Source organism: Streptomyces sp. NPDC093221, assembly GCF_044753885.1.
Lineage (GTDB): Bacteria > Actinomycetota > Actinomycetes > Streptomycetales > Streptomycetaceae > Actinacidiphila.
This window is the reverse complement of sequence record NZ_JBIVOA010000002.1, coordinates 652845-672303: the sequence shown is the minus strand read 5'-3', so window position 1 is coordinate 672303 and position 19459 is coordinate 652845. Positions and strand designations below refer to the sequence as shown.

The 19459-nt window shown below is 73.9% G+C and carries 12 protein-coding genes; 9 read left to right on the top strand and 3 right to left on the bottom strand.

Translation table 11 applies throughout. From position 1 onward, the window contains the following. The first annotated feature begins 213 nt into the window (after nt 1-213). The 6 genes from ACIQCJ_RS08890 (at nt 214) to ACIQCJ_RS08865 (ending at nt 8609) form a co-directional block, all read left to right on the top strand. The gene (locus ACIQCJ_RS08890; RefSeq protein WP_355348641.1) at nt 214-1947 is read left to right on the top strand and encodes a DUF3492 domain-containing protein; all 1734 of its coding nucleotides are present in this window, start codon (nt 214-216) and stop codon (nt 1945-1947) included. Between the two features lie 1184 nt (nt 1948-3131). Further along, nucleotides 3132-4055: a hypothetical protein gene (locus ACIQCJ_RS08885; protein ID WP_402711053.1), complete on the top strand. Its 924-nt coding sequence runs from the start codon at nt 3132-3134 to the stop codon at nt 4053-4055. Nucleotides 4056-4222: 167 nt separating this feature from the next. Then, nucleotides 4223-5134, top strand: coding sequence for an NAD(P)-dependent oxidoreductase (locus ACIQCJ_RS08880; RefSeq protein WP_188283310.1), 912 nt, complete (start codon nt 4223-4225; stop codon nt 5132-5134). Further along, nucleotides 5122-6054 carry a spherulation-specific family 4 protein gene (locus tag ACIQCJ_RS08875; protein WP_402711052.1) on the top strand — a complete coding sequence of 311 codons (933 nt, stop codon included), beginning with the start codon at nt 5122-5124 and terminating at the stop codon, nt 6052-6054. The genes ACIQCJ_RS08880 and ACIQCJ_RS08875 overlap by 13 nt, the downstream gene beginning before the upstream one ends. Before the next feature lie 213 nt (nt 6055-6267). Continuing rightward, complete coding sequence (gene moeZ, locus ACIQCJ_RS08870) at nt 6268-7446, top strand: adenylyltransferase/sulfurtransferase MoeZ (protein WP_355348647.1); 1179 nt, start codon at nt 6268-6270, stop codon at nt 7444-7446. Between the two features lie 260 nt (nt 7447-7706). After that, the gene (locus ACIQCJ_RS08865; RefSeq protein WP_355348651.1) at nt 7707-8609 is read left to right on the top strand and encodes a VCBS repeat-containing protein; all 903 of its coding nucleotides are present in this window, start codon (nt 7707-7709) and stop codon (nt 8607-8609) included. A 94-nt stretch (nt 8610-8703) separates the two neighbouring features. Here the strand turns inward: ACIQCJ_RS08865 and ACIQCJ_RS08860 are convergent, their stop codons facing one another. After that, nucleotides 8704-9807, bottom strand: coding sequence for a hypothetical protein (locus tag ACIQCJ_RS08860; RefSeq protein ID WP_401725631.1), 1104 nt, complete (start codon nt 9805-9807; stop codon nt 8704-8706). After that, on the bottom strand, nt 9804-10493 hold the full coding sequence (locus tag ACIQCJ_RS08855) for a hypothetical protein (protein ID WP_402711051.1): 690 nt from the start codon (nt 10491-10493) through the stop codon (nt 9804-9806). Before ACIQCJ_RS08855 ends, ACIQCJ_RS08860 begins: the two co-directional genes overlap by 4 nt. Before the next feature lie 396 nt (nt 10494-10889). Here ACIQCJ_RS08855 and ACIQCJ_RS08850 point away from each other — a divergent pair, with 396 nt between their 5' ends. After that, nucleotides 10890-11480, top strand: coding sequence for a hypothetical protein (locus ACIQCJ_RS08850; RefSeq protein WP_401306549.1), 591 nt, complete (start codon nt 10890-10892; stop codon nt 11478-11480). A 76-nt stretch (nt 11481-11556) separates the two neighbouring features. On the opposite strand, the gene ACIQCJ_RS08845 is transcribed toward ACIQCJ_RS08850, so the two are convergent. After that, complete coding sequence (locus tag ACIQCJ_RS08845) at nt 11557-14628, bottom strand: lysylphosphatidylglycerol synthase domain-containing protein (protein ID WP_402711050.1); 3072 nt, start codon at nt 14626-14628, stop codon at nt 11557-11559. A gap of 89 nt (nt 14629-14717) precedes the next feature. Here ACIQCJ_RS08845 and ACIQCJ_RS08840 point away from each other — a divergent pair, with 89 nt between their 5' ends. After that, nucleotides 14718-15089, top strand: a complete 372-nt coding sequence (locus ACIQCJ_RS08840) for an MGMT family protein (protein WP_355348662.1) — start codon at nt 14718-14720, stop codon at nt 15087-15089. Nucleotides 15090-15352: 263 nt separating this feature from the next. After that, entirely contained in the window at nt 15353-19303 is a 3951-nt protein-coding gene (locus ACIQCJ_RS08835; protein WP_402711049.1) for a UvrD-helicase domain-containing protein, read from the top strand. Nucleotides 19304-19459: the final 156 nt, after the last annotated feature.

Here is a 19459-nt window from a genome sequence, read left to right as displayed (position 1 = left end):
GTTGATCTGCCACACACATTTCACTTCCATCCTTGGCGGGGGCCCCCCCCCCCCCCCCCCCGCCGGCGGGGGGCGGCCGCCCCCCCCCCCCCCCCCCCCCCCCCCCACCGCCGTACCGGAATAACGTCTTCGCGCCGGGCGGACGCAGGTCCCGTGGGCGCCACCCGGCCGACATTCCGTTGTGGCCGAGCCAGGGAGAAAGGGGGCGTACACGTGCGTATCGCATTGCTCACCGAGGGTGGTTACCCGTACGCGCGAGGTGAAGGGGGTGCGTGGTGCGACCGGCTCGTCCGCGGTCTCGCGCACCACGAATTCGACGTGTACGCGCTCAGCCGGTCACCGCGGACGGAGGCGGGGGGCCGCGTCGAAGTGCCGTCGCACGTACGGCGGTTCCGCGCGGAACGCCTCTGGGGGGAGCCCCCGGCCGCCGCCCTCGCGCCGACGTGCGGCGGCGGCCGGGCGGCCAGACGCGCCAGACGCGCCGACTTCCTCACCCACTACCGCGACCTGGTCGCGGCGCTGGCCGGCGGCGCCGGGCTCGGCTCCGCCGACCGGGCGGACCGTTTCGCCTCCGGGCTGTACGGTCTCGCCGAGGTCGCCGCAGAACATGGCGGCCTGCCCGACCTGTTGCGCGGCGAGGACGCGCTCGCCGCCCTGGAGTCGGCGTGCCGCGCCCCCGGGGTGCGTCCCGTGCTCGGCGACATCGTCGTCACCGAACTCCTCGCCGTCGCCGAGCTGTTGGAACGCCAGCTCAGGCCGCTGTCCGCGCCCTGGTACGGGTCGAGCGAACTGGGCGCCGTCGATGTCTGCCACGCCGTCTCCGGGGGCCCGGCGGCCTTGCCCGGCCTGCTGGCCAAACGGTTCTGCGGAACGCCGCTCATCGTCACCGAGTACACCGTGCGGGTACGGGAGGCGCTGCTCGGGAACCGCGCGGCCGGACTGGCCGGAGCCGTACGGGTGGTGCTCGGCGACTACCACCGGCTGCTCGCCGGGGAGAGCTACCGGCAGGCCGCGCTCGTCACGCCCGGCTCCACGCATGTGCGGCGCTGGCAGGAGCGGTGCGGGGCGCCGCGCGACCGGATGCGGACCATCCATCCGGGGATCGACGCGGCGCGCTTCGCCCTCGCGGGCGAGGCCGCCGAGGCCGAGGCCACCGCGCCCGCCGCGCACGCCGACCCCACGCTCGCCTGGGTCGGCAGGATCGATCCGGCCAAGGACCTCATCGCGCTGCTGCACGCCTTCCGCGCGATACGCGCGGACGAGCCGCGGGCGCGGCTGCGGATCTTCTACCTGCGGCTGCGGGCCGCCGACGAACGCGCGGCCTCCTACCTCGGGCACTGCCGGACGCTCGCCGCGCAGCTCTTCCCGTACGAGGCCGCCGACGCCAACGCCGTCGGTGAGAGTCCCGTCAGCTTCGAGGAGATCGGGTCGCCCGGCGCGCCCGAACTCGCCGACGCGTACGCCGCGGGCGACGTCGTGGTGCTCTCCAGCAGCGCGGAAGGCTTTCCGCTGAGCCTGGTGGAGGCGATGTTCTGCGGGCGGCCCACCGTGTCCACCGACGTGGGGGCCGTCCGCGAGGTCATCGGCGGCACCGGGCTCGTCGTGCCGCCGCGCAACCCCAAGGCGCTGGCGGACGCCGTCGTCGATCTGCTGCGCGGGCCCGAGCGGGCGTCGCGGCTCGGGGCCGCGGCCCGGGAGCGGGCGCTCGCGCTCTTCACCGTCACCCGGTGCGTGGACGCCTTCCGCGAGAGCTATCTCGACGTGGTCGCGCACCATCCCGTGCGGCGCGAGCCGCTGCTCGACGCGGCGGGCGATCCGCGGCCGTTCACGGCCCCCGCCGAGTCGCACGTCCCGGCCCGCCTGGCCCCCACCCCCGCCCACCCCGCCTGGTCCCGCACCCCCGAACCCGTAGGTGCCCCGTCCGCTTCCGGAGGCTCCCCCTCATGACCACGCCGACCCCCGCCCACGCCTTACTCACCCGCCTCACCGCCCAGGCCGCCCCGCCCGCCTCACCCCTGCGGCTCCCGCCCCACGACCCCGACGACCCCACCGCCATAGACATAGACGCCTACGACGACGAGGCCACCCCCCACTCCCTCGACGAGACGGTCACGGCCCTCTTCGGCGCCTCCCGCCTCCCGGCGCGGAACCCGGACACCGACGAGCACCCGGCCGAGCTGCGTGCGGCCCCCCCGGACGGCGACCCGTCGCGCGTACGGTCCCGGACCGCCGTCGCGGACGACGCGCAACCGCCCGCCGCCGCGCCCGAGACCGCCCAGCCCCGCCCAGCCGCCCCCGCCGCCCCGACCCGCGCAGATTCGTTCGGAGCCGCCTCCCCACGCGCCGCCGCGCCATCGAGTCCGGACGCTTCCGCATCCGAAGTGACCGTCGCGGACCGGGACTTGGCGGTGCTTGGCGACCCCGCTCGCGAGCAGCGCGAGCCCCGCTCAGGCGCGGAGCCCCGCGTTACCGACGAGCCGCAGGCCCACGCGGATTCGGCGCGGCGGCCCGAGTCGGGGTCGGCGAAGCCGGGTGATGACGGGGCGCACGGCTTGCCTGACGCTCGCCTCGCGGACCCGGATGGTGCCGCATCCGTGAGCCGTGCGGACCTCGCGCGATCCGAGACCCGCCCGGGCGCGAACGTTTCCGTATCCGAAGCGCCCGTCGTGGACCGGGACTCGGGTGCGTTCGACGCCCCGGCTCCCGAGCGGGGCGGTCCGGTGCCGGTTGGCTTGGACGCCGACGACGATTCCCGCTCGGGCGCGGGCCTCCGCGTTGCCGAGGGGCCCGAGGCGGAGAAGGAATCGGCGCGCGCGGGCGCAAACGCTTCCGTACTCGAAGTGGCGGTCCTGGACGGGGACTTGGCCCTGCCTGGCGGCTCCGCTCGCGAGCGGCGCGGGCCGGTACCGGTCGGCTTGGACGCCGAGGGTGCGGGGCGACGCGGTGCTGGGGCGGGGGCGGGTGGGGAGGCGCGGCCCGGAGGGCGGTTGGTGGGGATCGACGGCGGGCGACGGGCCGCGCGGGGCGGGCCGCAGGCCGGCGGGCGGGTGGCGGACTTTCGGGCGGGGGCGCGGCCGGGCGGTGCGGACGAGCCGCGGCGCAGGGGGCCCGCCGACCCCGTACGGGGAGTGATGCACCGGCACGAGGCGCTGATCGCGGGCGCCGTGGACGAGTGGGAGATCGCGGCCGGGCTGGAAGCCCACGGCGTGACGGACGGAGCCGCGCGACGCCTGCGGCACCGGGACGTCTTCGGGCTCGCGGAGGAGCTGTACGCGCGGGTCCCGAGGGCGGTACGCCGACTGGAGGCGGCGCCGGGGGAGCGGGAACGGGCCCTGCCGCGCTGGCGGACCGGGGCCGCGCAGGCGGTGCCGGGCGCGGTGTGCGCGCTGGCGGCCGGAGCCCCCGGAAGCGTACGGCTGCCGCTGCTGGCGTTCGTCGCCGTCGTCGCGTGGGCCGCCGTACGGATCGGACCGCTGCGGGTCGAGCGCGGCGCGGGCGCCGCCGTATGGACGTACGGTCTGCTCGGCTACGCGCTGTACGCCGGGCACGCCACCGGCCGCACCGCCGGCGCCGCCACCCTCGCGGCGCTCACCTTCGCCCTGCTGCCCGCCGCGTACTGCGCGCACTGGCTCGCCGTCCGCTCCAGGGCCCAACTCGCCCCCAGCCACGGCCTGTCGGACTTCGCCGACGCCGTACGCCCCCGCCTGGCCGCGGCCCTCGCCGCGTACGCCGTCGCGCTGATCGCCCTGCTCGACACGGCCACCGCCGTCGCGGGCTCCGCGCCACTGGCCGGACCGGCCGCCCTCGGCCTGCTGCTCTTCGCCGCGCGCCTACTGTCCGTGCACGGCTTCCCCGGCCACGCGGCGGCCGGTCTCGGAGCGGCCTGCGCCGCCGAGGCGCTGACCCTCGCCGCGACCCCCCTGCACCTCGGCCCTGCCCCCGCCACCGCGCAAGCCGTCATCTGCGGCGCCGCCGCACTCGCGCTGACCGCGCAGGCGTTCCGCGTGCTGCCCCGTGCCTCCGCGCACCGGCCGCCGCCGCGCCACCACCCCTGACCTCAGCAGAACGAACGACCAGGAGAACACCCCTTGACCAGGTACCGAACCGCCCCGACCCCGACCGCGGCCCGACGCCCGGCACGCCCCCTCCTCGTCCGCGAGGACGGCCTTCCGCCCCGCGGGCGCACGACGGGACACTCGGCGCAGGCACTCGGAGGCACGCGATGAGAGTGCTGCTGCTCGGAGCCGACGGCTTCCTCGGCCGGCATGTCGCGGAGCGGCTCCTCGCCGACCCCGCCGTCCAGCTCACCGCGCTCGGCAGGAGCGACGACGCGGACGTCCGCTTCGACCTGGCGAGCGGCGCGCCCGGCGTCCTCGCCAGGTTCCTGGACGCCGTGCACCCCGGAGTGGTGATCAACTGCGCCGGTACGACCAGGGGCGGCGCCCGCGAGCTGACCCGGCAGAACACCGTCGCCGTCGCCACCGTCTGCGAGGCGATGCGCCGCAGCCAGGTCGACGCCCGGCTCGTCCAGCTCGGCTGCGGCTCCGAGTACGGGCCCTCGCCGCAGGGCGCGTCCACCGGCGAGGACGCGGTGCCGCGCCCCGGCGGCCCCTACGGCGTCAGCAAGCTCGCCGCGACCGAGCTGGTCCTCAGCTCAGGTCTCGACGCGGTGGTGCTGCGGGTGTTCAGCCCGGTCGGCCCCGGCACTCCGACCGGGGCCCCGCTCGGCCGGGTCGCCGAGACCTTGCGCCGCGCGATGCAGAACGGAGACGGCGAGCTGAAACTCGGCGGCCTCGGCGTCCAGCGCGACTTCATCGACGCCCGCGACGTGGCCCGCGCCGTGCACGCCGCGTCGCTGTCCGCCGCGCAGGGGGTGGTGAACATCGGCAGCGGCCGGGCCGTCCGGATGCGTGAGATGGCCGCGGCCCTCGCCCATGTGGCGGGCTACGAGGGCTCGCTGCACGAACTGGACGAGACGCCCGCCTCCGCCGGGCCGCCCCCGTACCCCGACGGCTGCGGCGGCTGGCAGCAGGCCGACGTCCGTACCGCCAGGGACCGGCTCGGCTGGCGGCCCCGGATCGGCCTGGAGGAGTCCCTGGCCGATGTGTGGATGGAGGCGGCATGTCGCGTCTGACGCGACCGCACCAGTGGGGCACGGGACTGCGCCGCCGTGCGGGCGCGGGCCGGGACGCGATGGGCTTCGGCGTCCCGGCGTTCGCGCACCCGCTGGTCGCCCCCACCGAATGGGCCGAACTGGCCCGGCCGGGGGCGCCGCTGCACTGGGCCGCCTTCGACGTGGCCCGCGGCCCCGGTACGCGGCCCGACCCGCTGTACGGAGAGGTCGTCGGCCGCGTCCGTGAGAACGGCGTCCCGGTCCTCGGACTGCTGGACTGCCGCAACGGCACCCGGCCCTTCGGCGACCTGCTCGCCGACGCCTCCCACTACCTGGACTGGTACCGGGTCGACGGCTTCTACCTGGACCGCGCCCCGACCGGCCGCGCCGACGCCGCCGAGTGCCGCCGGGTGGTGACCACGCTGCGGGCACTGCTGCACGCGGACGACGAGGACCCCGGGGGCACGGAGGTTACCGGGGGCACGGAGGGCAACGAGGGCAGCGGGGACAGCGGGGACAGCAGAGGCAGATGGGGCAGCGGGGCCAGTGGGGCCAGCGGGAGCGCGGGAGTCGCCGCCTCGCGCCTGCCGGAGAGCGGCGGCGGCCAGATCGTCCTCGGCCACGGCGAGCACCCGTGGCCCGGATACGCCGAACTGGCCGACCAGCTCGTCACCTTCTGCGGCCCCTGGACCAGTTACCGCTGGTCGGAGGCGCCGGAGTGGACGGCCGCGTACCCGCCGGAACGCTTCGTGCACCTGGTGCACGGCCTGCCCAGGTCCCATCTGGACACCGCCCTGCGGATCGCCCGCTGGCAGGGCGCGTCCACGGTGTGCCTCACCGACCGCACGGACCGGGACGGCGCCGACCCGTGGGCGGGCCTGGCCGGATACTGGCACGAAGTCGTCCGTATGCTGCGCAAACAGCCGTCGCCGAGCACGTAGCACCGGCGCGGCGGCCCCTCGGACCGGGCATGGCCAGGGCGCGGGGGGGAGCGCGGCCGGAGCGTGACCGGGACGTGACCGGGATGTGAGCCGATTCCGTCTCGGTCCTCGGACCGGGTGTCTTGGAATGAAGACCGGCGTGGCAGTGTTGCAGGGACAGCACGTACCGCACGTACTGACTGATGACCGACCAACCGTATTGCTGAGGTCCCTGTGTCGCTGCCACCCCTGGTCGAGCCGGCCGCCGAGCTCTCCGTTGACGAGGTCCGCAGGTATTCGCGCCATCTGATCATCCCCGACGTGGGAATGGACGGCCAGAAGCGGCTGAAGAACGCCAAGGTGCTGTGTGTCGGCGCCGGCGGGCTCGGCTCTCCGGCCCTGATGTACCTGGCCGCCGCGGGCGTCGGCACGCTCGGCATCGTCGAATTCGACGAGGTCGACGAGTCGAACCTCCAGCGTCAGATCATCCACAGCCAGGCCGACATCGGCCGCTCGAAGGCCGAATCCGCCCGCGACTCCGTCAAGGGCATCAACCCGTACGTGAACGTCGTCCTGCACGAAGAGCGGCTCGAAGCCGAGAACGTGATGGAGATCTTCTCCCAGTACGACCTGATCGTCGACGGCACGGACAACTTCGCGACCCGCTACCTGGTCAACGACGCGTGCGTGCTGCTGGGCAAGCCCTACGTCTGGGGCTCCATCTACCGCTTCGACGGCCAGGCATCGGTCTTCTGGTCCGAGCACGGCCCCTGCTACCGCTGCCTCTACCCGGAGCCCCCGCCCCCCGGCATGGTCCCCTCCTGCGCCGAGGGCGGCGTCCTCGGCGTGCTGTGCGCGTCCATCGGCTCGATCCAGGTCACCGAGGCCATCAAGCTGCTCGCGGGCATCGGCGAGCCGCTGCTCGGCCGCCTGATGATCTACGACGCCCTGGAGATGACGTACCGCACGGTGAAGGTCCGCAAGGACCCGGACTGCGCGGTCTGCGGCGAGAACCCGACCGTCACCGAGCTGATCGACTACGAGGCGTTCTGCGGCGTCGTGTCCGAGGAGGCCCAGGAGGCCGCGCTCGGCTCGACCATCACTCCCAAGCAGCTCAAGGAGTGGATGGACGACGGCGAGAACATCGAGGTGATCGATGTCCGCGAGCCGAACGAGTACGAGATCGTCTCCATCCCCGGCGCGAAGCTCATCCCGAAGAACGAGTTCCTGATGGGCAGCGCCCTGGAGCACCTGCCGCAGGACAAGCGGATCGTCCTGCACTGCAAGACCGGTGTGCGATCCGCGGAGGTCCTCGCCGTCCTGAAGTCCGCGGGCTTCTCCGACGCCGTGCACGTCGGCGGCGGCGTGATCGGCTGGGTCAACACGATCGAGCCCGACAAGCCGGTGTACTAAGCCAGTTGAAGCGGTCTCACGGCGGAGGGGCCCGGTGCCACGCACCGGGCCCCTCCGCCGTCCCGTCATGTCCTGTTGTTCCAGATGCCCTTGACGGTATCGAAACTGTGACGGACCCATGACCTGCCCATGAGAGAGCCGGGGGGCGAAGGAGGTAGCGTCAGGGGCTCCCGTGCGGAGTGATCCGTACGGAGCAGGGACATTTCACTGAGGGGGACCACTACGTGAAAACGCAGAAAAACCGGCGGACCGGACGGGGAATGAAGGCCAGGGCCGCCGCGGTGACGGCGGGCACGCTCGCCATGGTGCTGGGCGCCTCCGTCGCCGCCAGCGCCGAGGGCGGCTCGCCCGCGCTCACCACCGTCAAGGACGCGCAGAGCCACACCGCCGCACCCGGCGTCTCGACGTTCTCCACGAACGCCGCGCAGGACGACAAGATCTGGTCGTTCGGCATCGACGGCCGCGACTCCAGCGGCCGGATCTGGAGCTACCCGCCGAAGGCGAACGGCTTCGGCTCCCGCACCCAGACCGGCTACGGGATGGGCAGCGCCAACGCGTTCTTCAAGAACAACTCGGGCAACGACACGCACGTGAACGTCTACGCGCGGTTCGGCGGCACGCTCCGGATCTTCTCGGCGGCCTCGCCCGACGAGGGCACCGTGATCGGCACCGGCTGGAACGTCTACAACGCCTTCGTGACGCCGGGCAACGTCGGCGGCGCCGCCAACCCGGACCTGCTCGCCCGTGACAGCAGCGGCGTGCTGTGGCTCTACCTGTCCTACGCGGACGGCACGTTCGCCAAGAAGCGCAAGGTCGGCGGCGGGTGGAACACCTACAACCAGATCGCCGGCCGCGGTGACCTCACCGGTGACGGCAAGCCCGACATCGTGGCCCGCGACAGCAGCGGTGCGCTCTGGCTCTACAAGGGCACCGGCAACATCGACGCGCCGTTCGCCGCGCGGACGAAGATCGGCGGTGGGTGGAACACCTACAACAAGATCCTCAGCCTGGGCGACACCAGCGGTGACGGTCGCAACGACCTGATCGCCCGCGACACGTCGGGTGTCCTGTGGCTGTACAAGGGCACCGGCAACGCCGGCGCCCCGTTCGCGGCCCGCGTGAAGATCGGCGGCGGCTGGAACACGTACAACTACCTGTTCTAAGCCGCGCCGTCCTCCGGATCGCGCCGTTCGAACCGTGAAACGAGGCCCGCCGCCCGGAACTCCTCCGGGCGGCGGGCCTCTCGCATGGTCCGGTTCAGCGGTTGACGGTCTGGATCTCCTGGACCGTGACCGGGTGGTCCTGGGTGATCACACCGTTCGGCAGCGGCGGGTTGTCGGCCGCGCCGTCCGAACCGCGCCAGGAGACCTTCCAGGTGGCCGTCACATTCAGGTCGTACGCGCCGGTGCTCTGCGTGGAGCGCCGATACGTCACACCGCACGGCGGGTTGCCGGTGGCGCCCTCGGTGTACGGGGCGCCGACCTGGCCGCCCTTGCCGATGGGGCACTCGGCGGAGGACGGGTACACGGTGGCGTCCGACGTCCCCGGATCGATGTGGACGCTGGTCGGCGTGGCCGTCGTCTCGGCCCACATGGCCTGCGCGCCGGGGATGTTGAGTTCGGCCCTGACGGTGACCGGCGCGTAGTTCTCGTTCAGCGTCACCCAGGTGGGCAGATTGACGGTCTGGGTGCCCACCGGATTCGTCCGGATGTCCACGCCCGGCACCTTGGTGTGCGCGAAGGCGAGCCGGGCCAGCATCTCCGTGGTGATCACGTTCGGCGTACCGGCGGGCGGGCGCTGGCCGTTGGGGACCCAGAAGGGCAGCGTGCCGTTGCAGTCGAAGCGGTCGGGGCTGTCGGAGTTGGGATTCGTCACCGGACCCCAGAAAGCGCCCTTGCCCTGCTGGTCGAGATTGAAGTTCTTGTACGCCTTCTCGCCGTTGCCGCTCCAGGTCCTGCCCTCCGAGTAGTGCTTCTTGTACTCGTCCATGGCCTGCATGGCGTAATTGGCCTGGCCCGGATACTCGTTGGTCTCCTTGACCTGCTTCTCGACCATCTTCTTGAATTCGGCGGGACCGGCGACGGGGCCGATCCAGCACGGCGGCGGCGTCCACGTCACATTGTCGGCGGCGCCGAGCGAATGGCCTCCCGAGCCCTTCGTGCTGGTGTCCGTGGGATAGGTGACCTGGACGCCCGCGCTCAGATTGCCCTTGTCGTCACCCGAGCCGCTGGTCTTGCCGCCGGGCACGTCGGCGAAGGCCGGGGCGGCGACGGTGGCCGTGGCGGCCGTCACGAGGATCGCGGTGGCCGCGCCAAGAGCCGCACGGCGCAGGCCCGTTGCCGGGCCCGATGGGGTGGTCACTCCTTGCATTGCGTTGCCTTCGCTTTCGCATCGACGGACACGGCTTGCCACAGGTCGGCCCCCGCGGGGAACTTGGCCATGACGATCGTGAAGTACACGTAACTGCTGTCGGTGACCGCGGTGCCGAGGAGCTTGCCCGACCTGACGTCCTTGCCGTAGACCTTGCCCTGGAAGTCGCAGAAGCCGACCGTGGCGGCGGTCTTCGCCGAGGTCACCTTCACCGTGGGCCGGTAGAAGCGGTCGGTGCCGGTCTCGGTCCAGCCGCCGTCCACCGCCTGCCCGATCTGCGTACGGGCATACGCGGCGGCGCTGCCGCCCGGTTGCGCGTACTGCGCCACCAGCGGCTCGTTGACATTCCGCTTCACGATGCCGTGGGCGATGCTGCGCATGAAGTTGGCGGCGTTGCCCAGCGCGGCGGCCTCGGCGTGACCGGTCGGCGCGGGCCAGTCGAAGACCAGCTTCAGATCGCCCGGCAGCGCCAGGTTCGGATCCTGCGTCACGGGCGGCGCGGTCGGCTCGGCGGACGCCGACGCCGTGGGAGAGGCGGCCGTCGCGGTGGGGGAGGCGGTGTTCGCCGAATCCCCGTCGATCGTGTCGGAGCCGCCACCCCCACCGCCGCAGGCGGACAGCGCCAGGACGGCGGTCGCCGTCAACGCGGCGGCCGTGGCGCCGCAGTGGACTCGCATGGTCAACGCTCCCGATCGGTGCTCACCGGGCACCGACGGGCACCGGCCGAACAACACATCGAACGCCGAACACCCCTTGGCCCCGTATCCAAGTGGAATCCAACGTACCCAAGGCGGCGGCCCGTGTTGAGAGGGGAAGTGTGCTGATTCGGTCACGTGCGGGTCACCGCGACGGCACAGCCGCCGATTCCACCCGGATGCCGCGCAACCCGGCAAGGACACAACCCATCCTAACGGATATTCGGCGACCTATTGGATACAAGTGGTGGGTCCCGAACAAACGCCGTAAAAGCAGCGAATGGGCTCGAACGCGTCGAACACCGCGGAGAACACGACGACTTCGCGTGGCGCGGAGCACCCGAGCCCTCGAAGAACCTTCGAAAGGCAAGGCACGTCATGCAGCAGAGCCGCACCACCGGTACCCGCACCCGTACCGTCCGCCGTATCGCCCTCACCACGGCCGCGGTGGCGCTCGCGGTCGCCGTACCCGCCGCCGCGGCGCAGGCGCAGTCCCAGCCGCGGACCGCGTCCCACACGACCGGGCAGTCCCGCACGACCGGGCACGGGCACGCGGTCGCGCACCAGGCGCCCACGGCGCACAAGGCCCACAAGGGCGCCAAGGCCGAGCCGGTGATCGGCTCCGGCAGCCCGCAGTCCACGACGGGACGCGTCGCCGACTTCTACGGGTCCTACATCGACGCCGTCTGGGACACCGACAGCGGCCACCTCGGCGCCGACCTGCGGTCGCACTTCCTGACCAAGGGCCTCCAGAAGAAGCTCGCCGCGTGGGAGAAGAAGAACCACGCGGACGGCGTGCTGCGCGCCCAGGACGTACCGACGGCGTGGCGCGTGACGTACGCGGGCAGCGGCGCGGGACACGCCTTCACCAATGTGCGCCTGACGTTCGGCGGGAAGGGCCACGAGACGTACCAGACGCTCAAGGTGCGGTCGGACCTGGCGACGAAGAAGATCTCCGACATCAAGTAGCGCGCGGGGCCCGCTGATTCGGTCCTTCGGACCGGTCGGCGGGGCCGGCCGGCCACGGAGTACGTCAACCCGCCCGCTACAGCTCGCCCTTGCGGGTGAGGTGGTGGAAGGAGACCCAGCCGGGCAGCACCGGCAGCCAGAAGGTCAGCAGCCGGAAGAAGAGCACGGCCGGAGTGGCGACCTCCTTCGGCAGCCCGGCGGCGATCAGACCACCGGTGAGGGCGAGTTCGACGGCCCCGACGCCACCGGGGGTGGGCGCGGCGGACCCCAGCGCGTTGCCCGCGAGGAAGACGACGGCGATGGCCGCGTAACTGAGGTGGCCGCCGAAGGCCCGTACGCAGCCGTCCAGGCAGATCACGAAGGTGACCGTCAGCATCAGCGTGCCGCCGATGCCGGTGATCAGCTTCGCGGGCCGCTGGAGCACGTCCAGCATGCGCGGCACGACCCCGGCGAACAGCGCGCGTACCCGCGTCGAGACGAACTTCCGCAGCGCGGGCACCGCCGTGACGACCAGCACCAGCACGCCCGCGGTCAGCAGCCCGGCCATGACCGTACGGGACGGCGACAGCGACGGCGTCTTCTCCGTACCGGTGATGAAGCCGAACGCCATCAGCAGCACCACGTGCGAGCCGAGGCCGACGAGCTGGGAGGCGCCGACGCTCGCCACCGCCAGGCCGGGCCGTACGCCCGCCTTCTGCAAGTAGCGGGTGTTGAGCGCGACACCGCCGACCGCGGCCGGGGCGACCAGCTTCACGAACGACCCGGCGACCTGCGCGAGCACCGTCTTCACCAGCGACAGCCGCTCCGGTACGAACCCGGAGAGCGCGCACGCGGCGGCGACGTAACTGGCCGCGGAGCCGAGGACCGCGATCACCGCCCACCGCCAGTCGGCGTTGGCGATGGCGTCGCCGATCGGCACGGAACTGAGCTGGGAGAGCAGGAAATACGCGGCGAAGGCGCCCGCGATGACCGTGATCAGCGTGCGCGGCTTGATGCGTTCGAGACGGACCGGCTCGACCGGCGCCTGCGGACGGATCAGCAGCACCTGCTGGCGGATGAGGGAGAGCAGGTCGTCCTCGCGGGCCTCTTCCAGCGCGTCCTCTATGGCCCGCTTCTCCGCCTTGCTCTCGGCCTTGCGCTCGGCCTTCCGGCCCGCCTTGAGCTTGCCCGCCTTGAGGTCCCCGGCCTTGAGGTCCCCGGCTCTGAGGTCTCCGGTTCTGAGATCCCCGGTCTTGAGGTCCCCGGCTCTGAGGTCCCCTGGCGGCACCGCCGCCGTCGCGCCGCCGTGCGCCACCTCCGCGCCGTGCGCGCGCTCCGCGGCCCGTGCCTCCTTCTCCGCCGCCGACGCCGCGAGCACCGCGTCCCGCTCGCGCTGCGCGCGGGCCCGCCCGAGCACCTTCAGCCGCGCCCGGGTCTCCCGGCTCAGCGCGATCGGCTGGAGCAGCGGCAGCGAGTTGGCGACCCGGTCGGGACCGAGCACCGCGAGCCCCGAGGCCACCGCGCGCTCGGGCCCCACCCGCAGCGCCAGCGTCGTCAGCATCTGCGCGATGTCCATCCGCAGCACGATGTCCCCGGCCGCGATCTCACCGCCGCGCAGCTCGGTCAGCACGACCTTGCCGGAACGATCCACCAGCAGCGACTCACCGACCAGCCGCCGGTGCGCGATCCGCCGCGACTGGAGCGCCCGCACCTGCGTCCACGCCTCGCGCAGCAGGTCGTCGGTGATCTCGTCGTCCGCGAGCGAGTCGAACCGCCGGCCACCGATGTGCTCGTAGACCAGCATCACCGCGTCGGGGCCCAGCTCGGAGGTGGCGATCAGCTTCGGCGCGTTGGCCCCGGCGGCGATGGCCGCGTACGCCAGCAGCGCCTCCTGCTCCAGCGCCTGCCGCAGCGACAGCAGACTGCGCCGCTGCGTGATCCCGCCGACCAGGGCGAGCCGCCGCCACAGCCGGTAGAAGAAACCGTGCGCCTGCTGCTCCCGGTCGACCACCGTGACGTCCAGCGGCGGGCCGTCCTCCAGTGTCACCAGATACGCCCGGCCGCGGTCGGAGTCCGCGGTCTCCGGGCCGTCCAGCTCGACCCGGCGCGCGGTCTGCGGCGCGAAGCCGACCCGGCGCAGGCCCGCGAGCAGGTGCTGCCCGGTCGGCCGGACGTTCGGCGAGCCGACCGCGTAGACCGTGCCGTAGGCGACCGTCCAGCCGATCAGCACGGTCACGGCGATCGAGAACGGTGTCGTGTAGCCGCCGACCAGCACCGCGAAGGCGTCCAGCAGCAGCACGAACCACAGCGCGACCCGCCAGCGCGGTCTGCGCGCCATCCCGACCGCCGTCACATAGGCGATGACGGGCGCGAGATAGCCGTGCACGGGGTCGGTGAGGCCGGTGCCGCCGGGCGCGCTGTGAGTCAGCGCCTCCTGGATCGGATTCGGCGCGGAACTGGTCACCCACAAGTCGGTGGCGAGCGCGGCGCCGTGCGCGAGGACGGCCGCCAGGACGCCGTCGGCGATCCGCAGCCCGTCCCGTTTGACCAGCCGCTCGATCGCGAAGGCGACCGGCACGATCAGTACGGCGATGCTCGCGGTCAGGCCCGCGAAGGACGACAGGGCGTCGGGCGCGTGGTCCGCGCCCTTGGAGATGTCCGTCTCCAGGCCGGTGGTCGTCGCGTGCGCGAAGCCCGCGATGGCCAGCACGACCGCGATGCCCAGCAGCCCGAACAGGAAGCGCATCAGGTCGGCGGGGCGGTGCACGCGGGCGGCGAGCAGCGGTTCGTCGACCAGGACGGTGCCGGGTCCCGGCCCGGGGGTCAGGGTGGGAGCGGGGCCGGGGGCGGTGCCGGACGCGGTGTCCGGGGTCTTCTCGGGCGTGGCGCCGGACGCGGTGCCGGGCGCGGTGCCGGGTGTGGCCTCGGGCGTCGTGTCGTCTGCGGCGGCCCGGTCGGCGTCCGGGCCGGTGTCCGTCGCGGGTTCGGCCACGGCGTCACGCGTGGTGTCGGGCACGGGCAGGTCGGACAGGCGCGCCCTGTGGGCCCCGTTCGCGGCCGGCGCGGCGGGGTGCGCGGGCAGCGCGTCGGGGGCGCGGTCGGCCGGTCCGGCCTGCTCCGCGCCCGGCTGCTGCTCCCCAGCCGTCTCTTCTTCTTGATCTCGTATCACCAGTCACCGCCCGGACGATGGTGGCATGAGAGGTCTGCGAATGGGACCGGAACCCCCCGTTGTCGGTGGTCTGGGGCAGGATTGTTCGGATGAGCGAGGAGTACGACCCCGGTGCCCCCACGGAGTACGCGGAGCGGGTGCTGGACACCGTAGAACTGATCCCGCCCGGCCGCGTGATGACATACGGCGATGTCGCGGAATACCTGGGCGAAGGCGGTCCGCGACAGGTCGGCCGGGTCATGGCGCTGTACGGCGGCGGCGTGACCTGGTGGCGTGTCGTGCGCTCCGACGGGACGCTGCTGCCCGGCCACGAGCTGAGCGCGCTGGACGCGTACCGCGCCGAGGGCACCCCGCTGCGTGAGCGCGGCCCGGCCGCCGAGGGGCACATACCGCGCGTCGACATGCGCAGGGCCCGCTGGGACGGGGGCGCCGCCGACCTCGCGGGGGGCGGCAGCGGCTGACGGCCGGGGACTCATGTCCTCCAGCTTCCGTCATCGGCGCCGCCGCGATGGCATCGGCCGTCCGTACGGAGTACATCCCGCGCGTGGCGTAGCGTCGACAGCTCCCGTCCGGGAACGCGATCCCGGCGGCGTACGTGACCCGGTACGCGGTCCCGTACGCGTCCCCGTACGACCGCCCGAGCCCATGACCGACCCCGTGACCGATCCCGCACCCGAATCCGTACGCGCATCTGATCCTGGCCCCGACAGAACCGGCGAACCACGTGACATCCTCCTCGGTCTCCTCCGCCTCCTCCGCCACCTCGGCAGTGCCGCACCAGGCGCACCGGGGTGCGGGCGGTGGCGGGTACCGGTTGGTGCGGACGCCGCCGGTGGCCGCGACGCCTCCTGTGCTGGACGCGGCACAGCGCGCGGTGGTTGAGCACGGGCAGGGGCCGCTGCTGGTGCTGGCGGGGCCCGGCACCGGCAAGACGACCACGCTCGTCGAGGCGGTCACGGCGCGGGTGCGGGCCGGGACGAATCCCGACCGGATTCTCGTGCTCACCTTCAGCCGCAAGGCCGCCGTCGAGCTGCGCGACCGGCTGGCGGCGCGGGCGGCGGCGGAACCCGACGGTCCGGGCGGCGCGACCGGCGGAGTGGTGGCACCGCACGCCACCACCTTCCACTCCTTCTGCTACGCCCTGGTCCGTGAGCACCAGGCGCCCGAGCTGTTCGCCGACCCGATCAGGCTGCTGTCGGGCCCCGAGCAGGACCTGCTGGTCCGCGAGCTGCTGGCCGGAGAGGCCATGCTCGAACGCGACGGGCGCGGCAAATTCCGCTGGCCGGACGACCTGCGGGCCGCGCGCACCACGCGCGGATTCGCCGACGAGGTGCGCGCGGTGGTCGCGCGCAGCCGCGAACTGGGGCTCGGCCCGCGCGCCCTCGCGGACTTCGCCCGCCGCATCGGGCGGCCCGACTGGACCGCGGCGGCGGCCTTCCTGGACGAATACCTGGAGGTCAGCGACCTTCAGGGGGTCATCGACTACACCGAACTCGTCCACCGGGCCGCGCTGCTCGCCGAACGCCCCGAGACGCACCGGGAGCTGGCCGGGCGGTACGACGCCGTCTTCGTCGACGAGTACCAGGACACCGACCCGGCGCAGGTACGGCTCCTCCAGGCGCTGGCGGGGCAGGGCCGCACGCTGGTCGCCTTCGGCGACCCCGACCAGTCGATCTACGCCTTCCGCGGCGCCGACATCAACGGCATCCTCGACTTCCCCACCGACTTCCCGCCCCGCGACGCCAAGGCCGCCGCCGTCCGCGTCCTCACCGTCTCCCGCCGCGCCGGGGCCGAACTCCTGGACGCCACCCGGCGGCTCACCACCCGCATGCCGCTGCCCAAGCTGCCCGCCGCGGCCGTACGACAGCACCGCGCGCTGCACGCCGTACGGTCCGACGGCGCGGTCGCCGTCCGCACGTATCCGACCTCCGGCGCGGAACTCGACGGCATCGCCGACACCCTGCGCCGCGCGCATCTCGAAGACGGCATCCCCTGGCACGACATGGCCGTCCTCCTGCGCTCCGCCTCGCCCCTCCCGGCCCTGCGCCGCGCCCTCACCACCTCCGGTGTCCCCGTCCACCTCGACGCCCCCGACATCCCCCTCCACGCCGAGCCCGCCGTCGCCCCCCTCCTCCTCGCCCTCCGCCTAGCAGCCGAGTCGGCTGCCCCTGAGCCCCCCACCCTCCCCGGCGCCCCGGGAACGCCCGACGGGGGCGTGGACTCCGTTCGGCCTGGCGGCTTGGGAGCGTCCGGCGAGGACGCAGACTCCGCTCGGCCGGGTGGGCTGGGAATCCCCAGCGGGGATGTGGACGCTGCTCTGCCCGGCGGCCCGGGAACGCCCGACGAGGACGCGGACCCCGCCCGGCTTGGCGGCTTGGGAGCGTCCGGCGGGGACGCGGTCGCCCTTCTGCCCGGTGGGCCCGGAACGCCCGGCGGAGGCGTGGACTCCGCTCGGCCGGACGGCCTGGGAGCGTCCGGCGAGGACGCGGACGGGGGGTCCGCCGAACCCGCTCGGCCGGGTAGGCCGGGAATCCCCGGCGAGGACGCGGACGCCGCTCGGCCGGGTGGGCAGGGTGCGTCCGGCGAGGACGCGGGCGGGCGGTCCGCCGACCCCGCTCTGCCCGGTGGGCCGGGAGGGCCCGGCGCCTCCTCGGCGTCGGCGGCCGGCCCCGCCGAGCCCGGCCGATCGTCGGCCCCCCTTTCCGGGCCTGCGCCGTTCGGCGGCCCGCAGGGGCGGGGCGAGGTCGCTGCTTCGTCGGCGGCACCCGACGGGTATTCGCGGGGCGACGTGCGGGGGGTGGGGCGGGTGGTTGTTGGAGTGGAGGACGCCGTCGCGCTGCTGACGTCGCCGTTGGGGGGGATGGACGCCGCGGATCTGCGGCGGTTGGGGCGGGCGTTGCGGGAGGAGGAGTGGGCCGCGGGCCACGCGGTGCCGCGGGGGTCGGACGAGCTGATCGCGGAGGCGGTGGGGGAGCCGGAGCGGCTGGTGGCGCACGACCCGGCGTATGCGCGGGGGGCGCTGCGGGTGGGCGGGCTGCTGAGGGCCGCGCGGGACACGCTGGCGGGCGGCGGCACGGCGGAAGAGGCGCTGTGGGGCCTGTGGGACGGCTCGCCCTGGCCGGGGAGGCTGGAGCGGGCGGCGTTGCGGGGCGGGGCGGGCGGACGCCACGCCGACCGTGACCTGGACGCGGTGTGCGCGCTGTTCGAGACGGCGGCGCGGGCCGAGGAGCGCACCGGCGGCCGGGGCGCGCTGAACCTCATCGAGGAGCTGTCGGCGCACGACATCGTCGCCGACACGCTCGGCGGCCCGGCCGTACGCCCCGACGCCGTACGCCTGATGACCGCGCACCGGTCGAAGGGCCTGGAGTGGCGGCTCGTCGTGGTGGCCGGGGTGCAGGACGGCGTCTGGCCCGACCTGCGGCGGCGCGGCTCGCTGCTGGAGGCGGACCGGATCGGCACCGACGGCCTCGCGCCGCCGCTCAGCCAGGGCGCGCTCCTCGCGGAGGAACGGCGGCTGTTCTACGTGGCGGCCACCCGCGCCCGCGAGCGCCTGCTGGTCACGGCCGTGAAGTCGGCCAACGACGACGGCGACCAGCCCTCCCGCTTCCTGGCCGAGCTGGGCGTGCCCCCGCAGGACGTCACCCACCGCTCGCGCCGCCCGCTGGCCGTCGCGGCGCTCGTCGCCGAACTGCGCGCCACCACCGTCGACCCCGCCGCGTCCCCGGCCCTGCGCGACGCCGCCGCGCGCCGGCTGGCCAAGCTCGCGGCGCTCAACGACGACGGGTACGCGCTCGTGCCCGCCGCGCACCCCGACCGCTGGTGGGGCCTGTACGAGCCGACCCGCTCGACGGTCCCGCTGCGCGACCGCGACCAGCCCGTCGTCCTGTCCGGCAGCGCGCTCGACCAGCTCGCCAACACCTGCGCGCTCCAGTGGTTCCTCGGCCGCGAGGTCAAGGCGGAACCGCCGTCCACCGCCGCCCAGGGCTTCGGCAACGTCGTCCACGTCCTGGCCGACGAGGTCGCCTCCGGACGCGCCCCCGCCGACCTCGACGTCCTGATGGAACGGCTGGACTCGGTCTGGGACGCCCTCGCCTTCGACGCGCCGTGGAAGTCCCGGCAGGAGAAGGAGAACGCCCGCGCGGCCCTGGAGCGCTTCCTGCGCTGGCACGTCATGGAACGCGGCCGTACCCCCGTCGCCACCGAGCACGGCTTCGACGTCACCTTGGAGGCGGGCAACGCCCGGGTACGGATCCGCGGCAGCATGGACCGCGTCGAGACCGACGCCGAGGGCAACGCGTACGTCGTCGACTTCAAGACCGGCCGTTCCAAGCCCACCGCGGCCGAGGTCACCCACCACCCGCAGCTCGCCGTCTACCAGCTCGCCGTGCGCGAAGGCGCCGTCGACCCGCTCTTCAACGACACCCGCCCGCCGTCCGGCGGCGCCGAACTCGTCCAGCTCAGGCTCGGCGCGACGCGCAAGGCGGGCGGCGAGACCGTACCGGCCGTGCAGCGCCAGGAACCGCTGGCGGGGGAGTGGGCGCAGGAGCTGCTGGCCGAGGCCGCGGGCCGGGTCCTGGACGAGCGCTTCACCCCGTCCACCGGCCAGCACTGCGCCAACTGCGCCTTCCGGGCGGCCTGTACGGCGCGACCGGAGGGACGCCAGGTGGTGGAGTGAACGACGGCCGCGCCCCGGTGTGAGCGACGGCCGCGCCCCGGTGCGAACGACGGCCGCGCCCCAGAGTCAGCGACGGCCGCGCCCCGGTGCGAGCGACGGCCGCGCCCCGGTGTGAGCGACGGCCGCCGTACGGGCGCCCAGCGTGCGTACGGCGGT

Excerpts from the sequence above, each read along its gene's own strand:
- ACIQCJ_RS08865 (WP_355348651.1), top strand. The coding sequence starts at position 7,707 with ATGAAGGCCAGGGCCGCCGCGGTGACGGCGGGCACGCTCGCCATGGTG.
- ACIQCJ_RS08855 (WP_402711051.1), bottom strand. The coding sequence starts at position 10,493 with ATGCGAGTCCACTGCGGCGCCACGGCCGCCGCGTTGACGGCGACCGCC.
- ACIQCJ_RS08875 (WP_402711052.1), top strand. The coding sequence starts at position 5,122 with ATGTCGCGTCTGACGCGACCGCACCAGTGGGGCACGGGACTGCGCCGC.
- ACIQCJ_RS08840 (WP_355348662.1), top strand. The coding sequence starts at position 14,718 with ATGAGCGAGGAGTACGACCCCGGTGCCCCCACGGAGTACGCGGAGCGG.
- ACIQCJ_RS08880 (WP_188283310.1), top strand. The coding sequence starts at position 4,223 with ATGAGAGTGCTGCTGCTCGGAGCCGACGGCTTCCTCGGCCGGCATGTC.
- ACIQCJ_RS08850 (WP_401306549.1), top strand. The coding sequence starts at position 10,890 with ATGCAGCAGAGCCGCACCACCGGTACCCGCACCCGTACCGTCCGCCGT.
- ACIQCJ_RS08885 (WP_402711053.1), top strand. The coding sequence starts at position 3,132 with ATGCACCGGCACGAGGCGCTGATCGCGGGCGCCGTGGACGAGTGGGAG.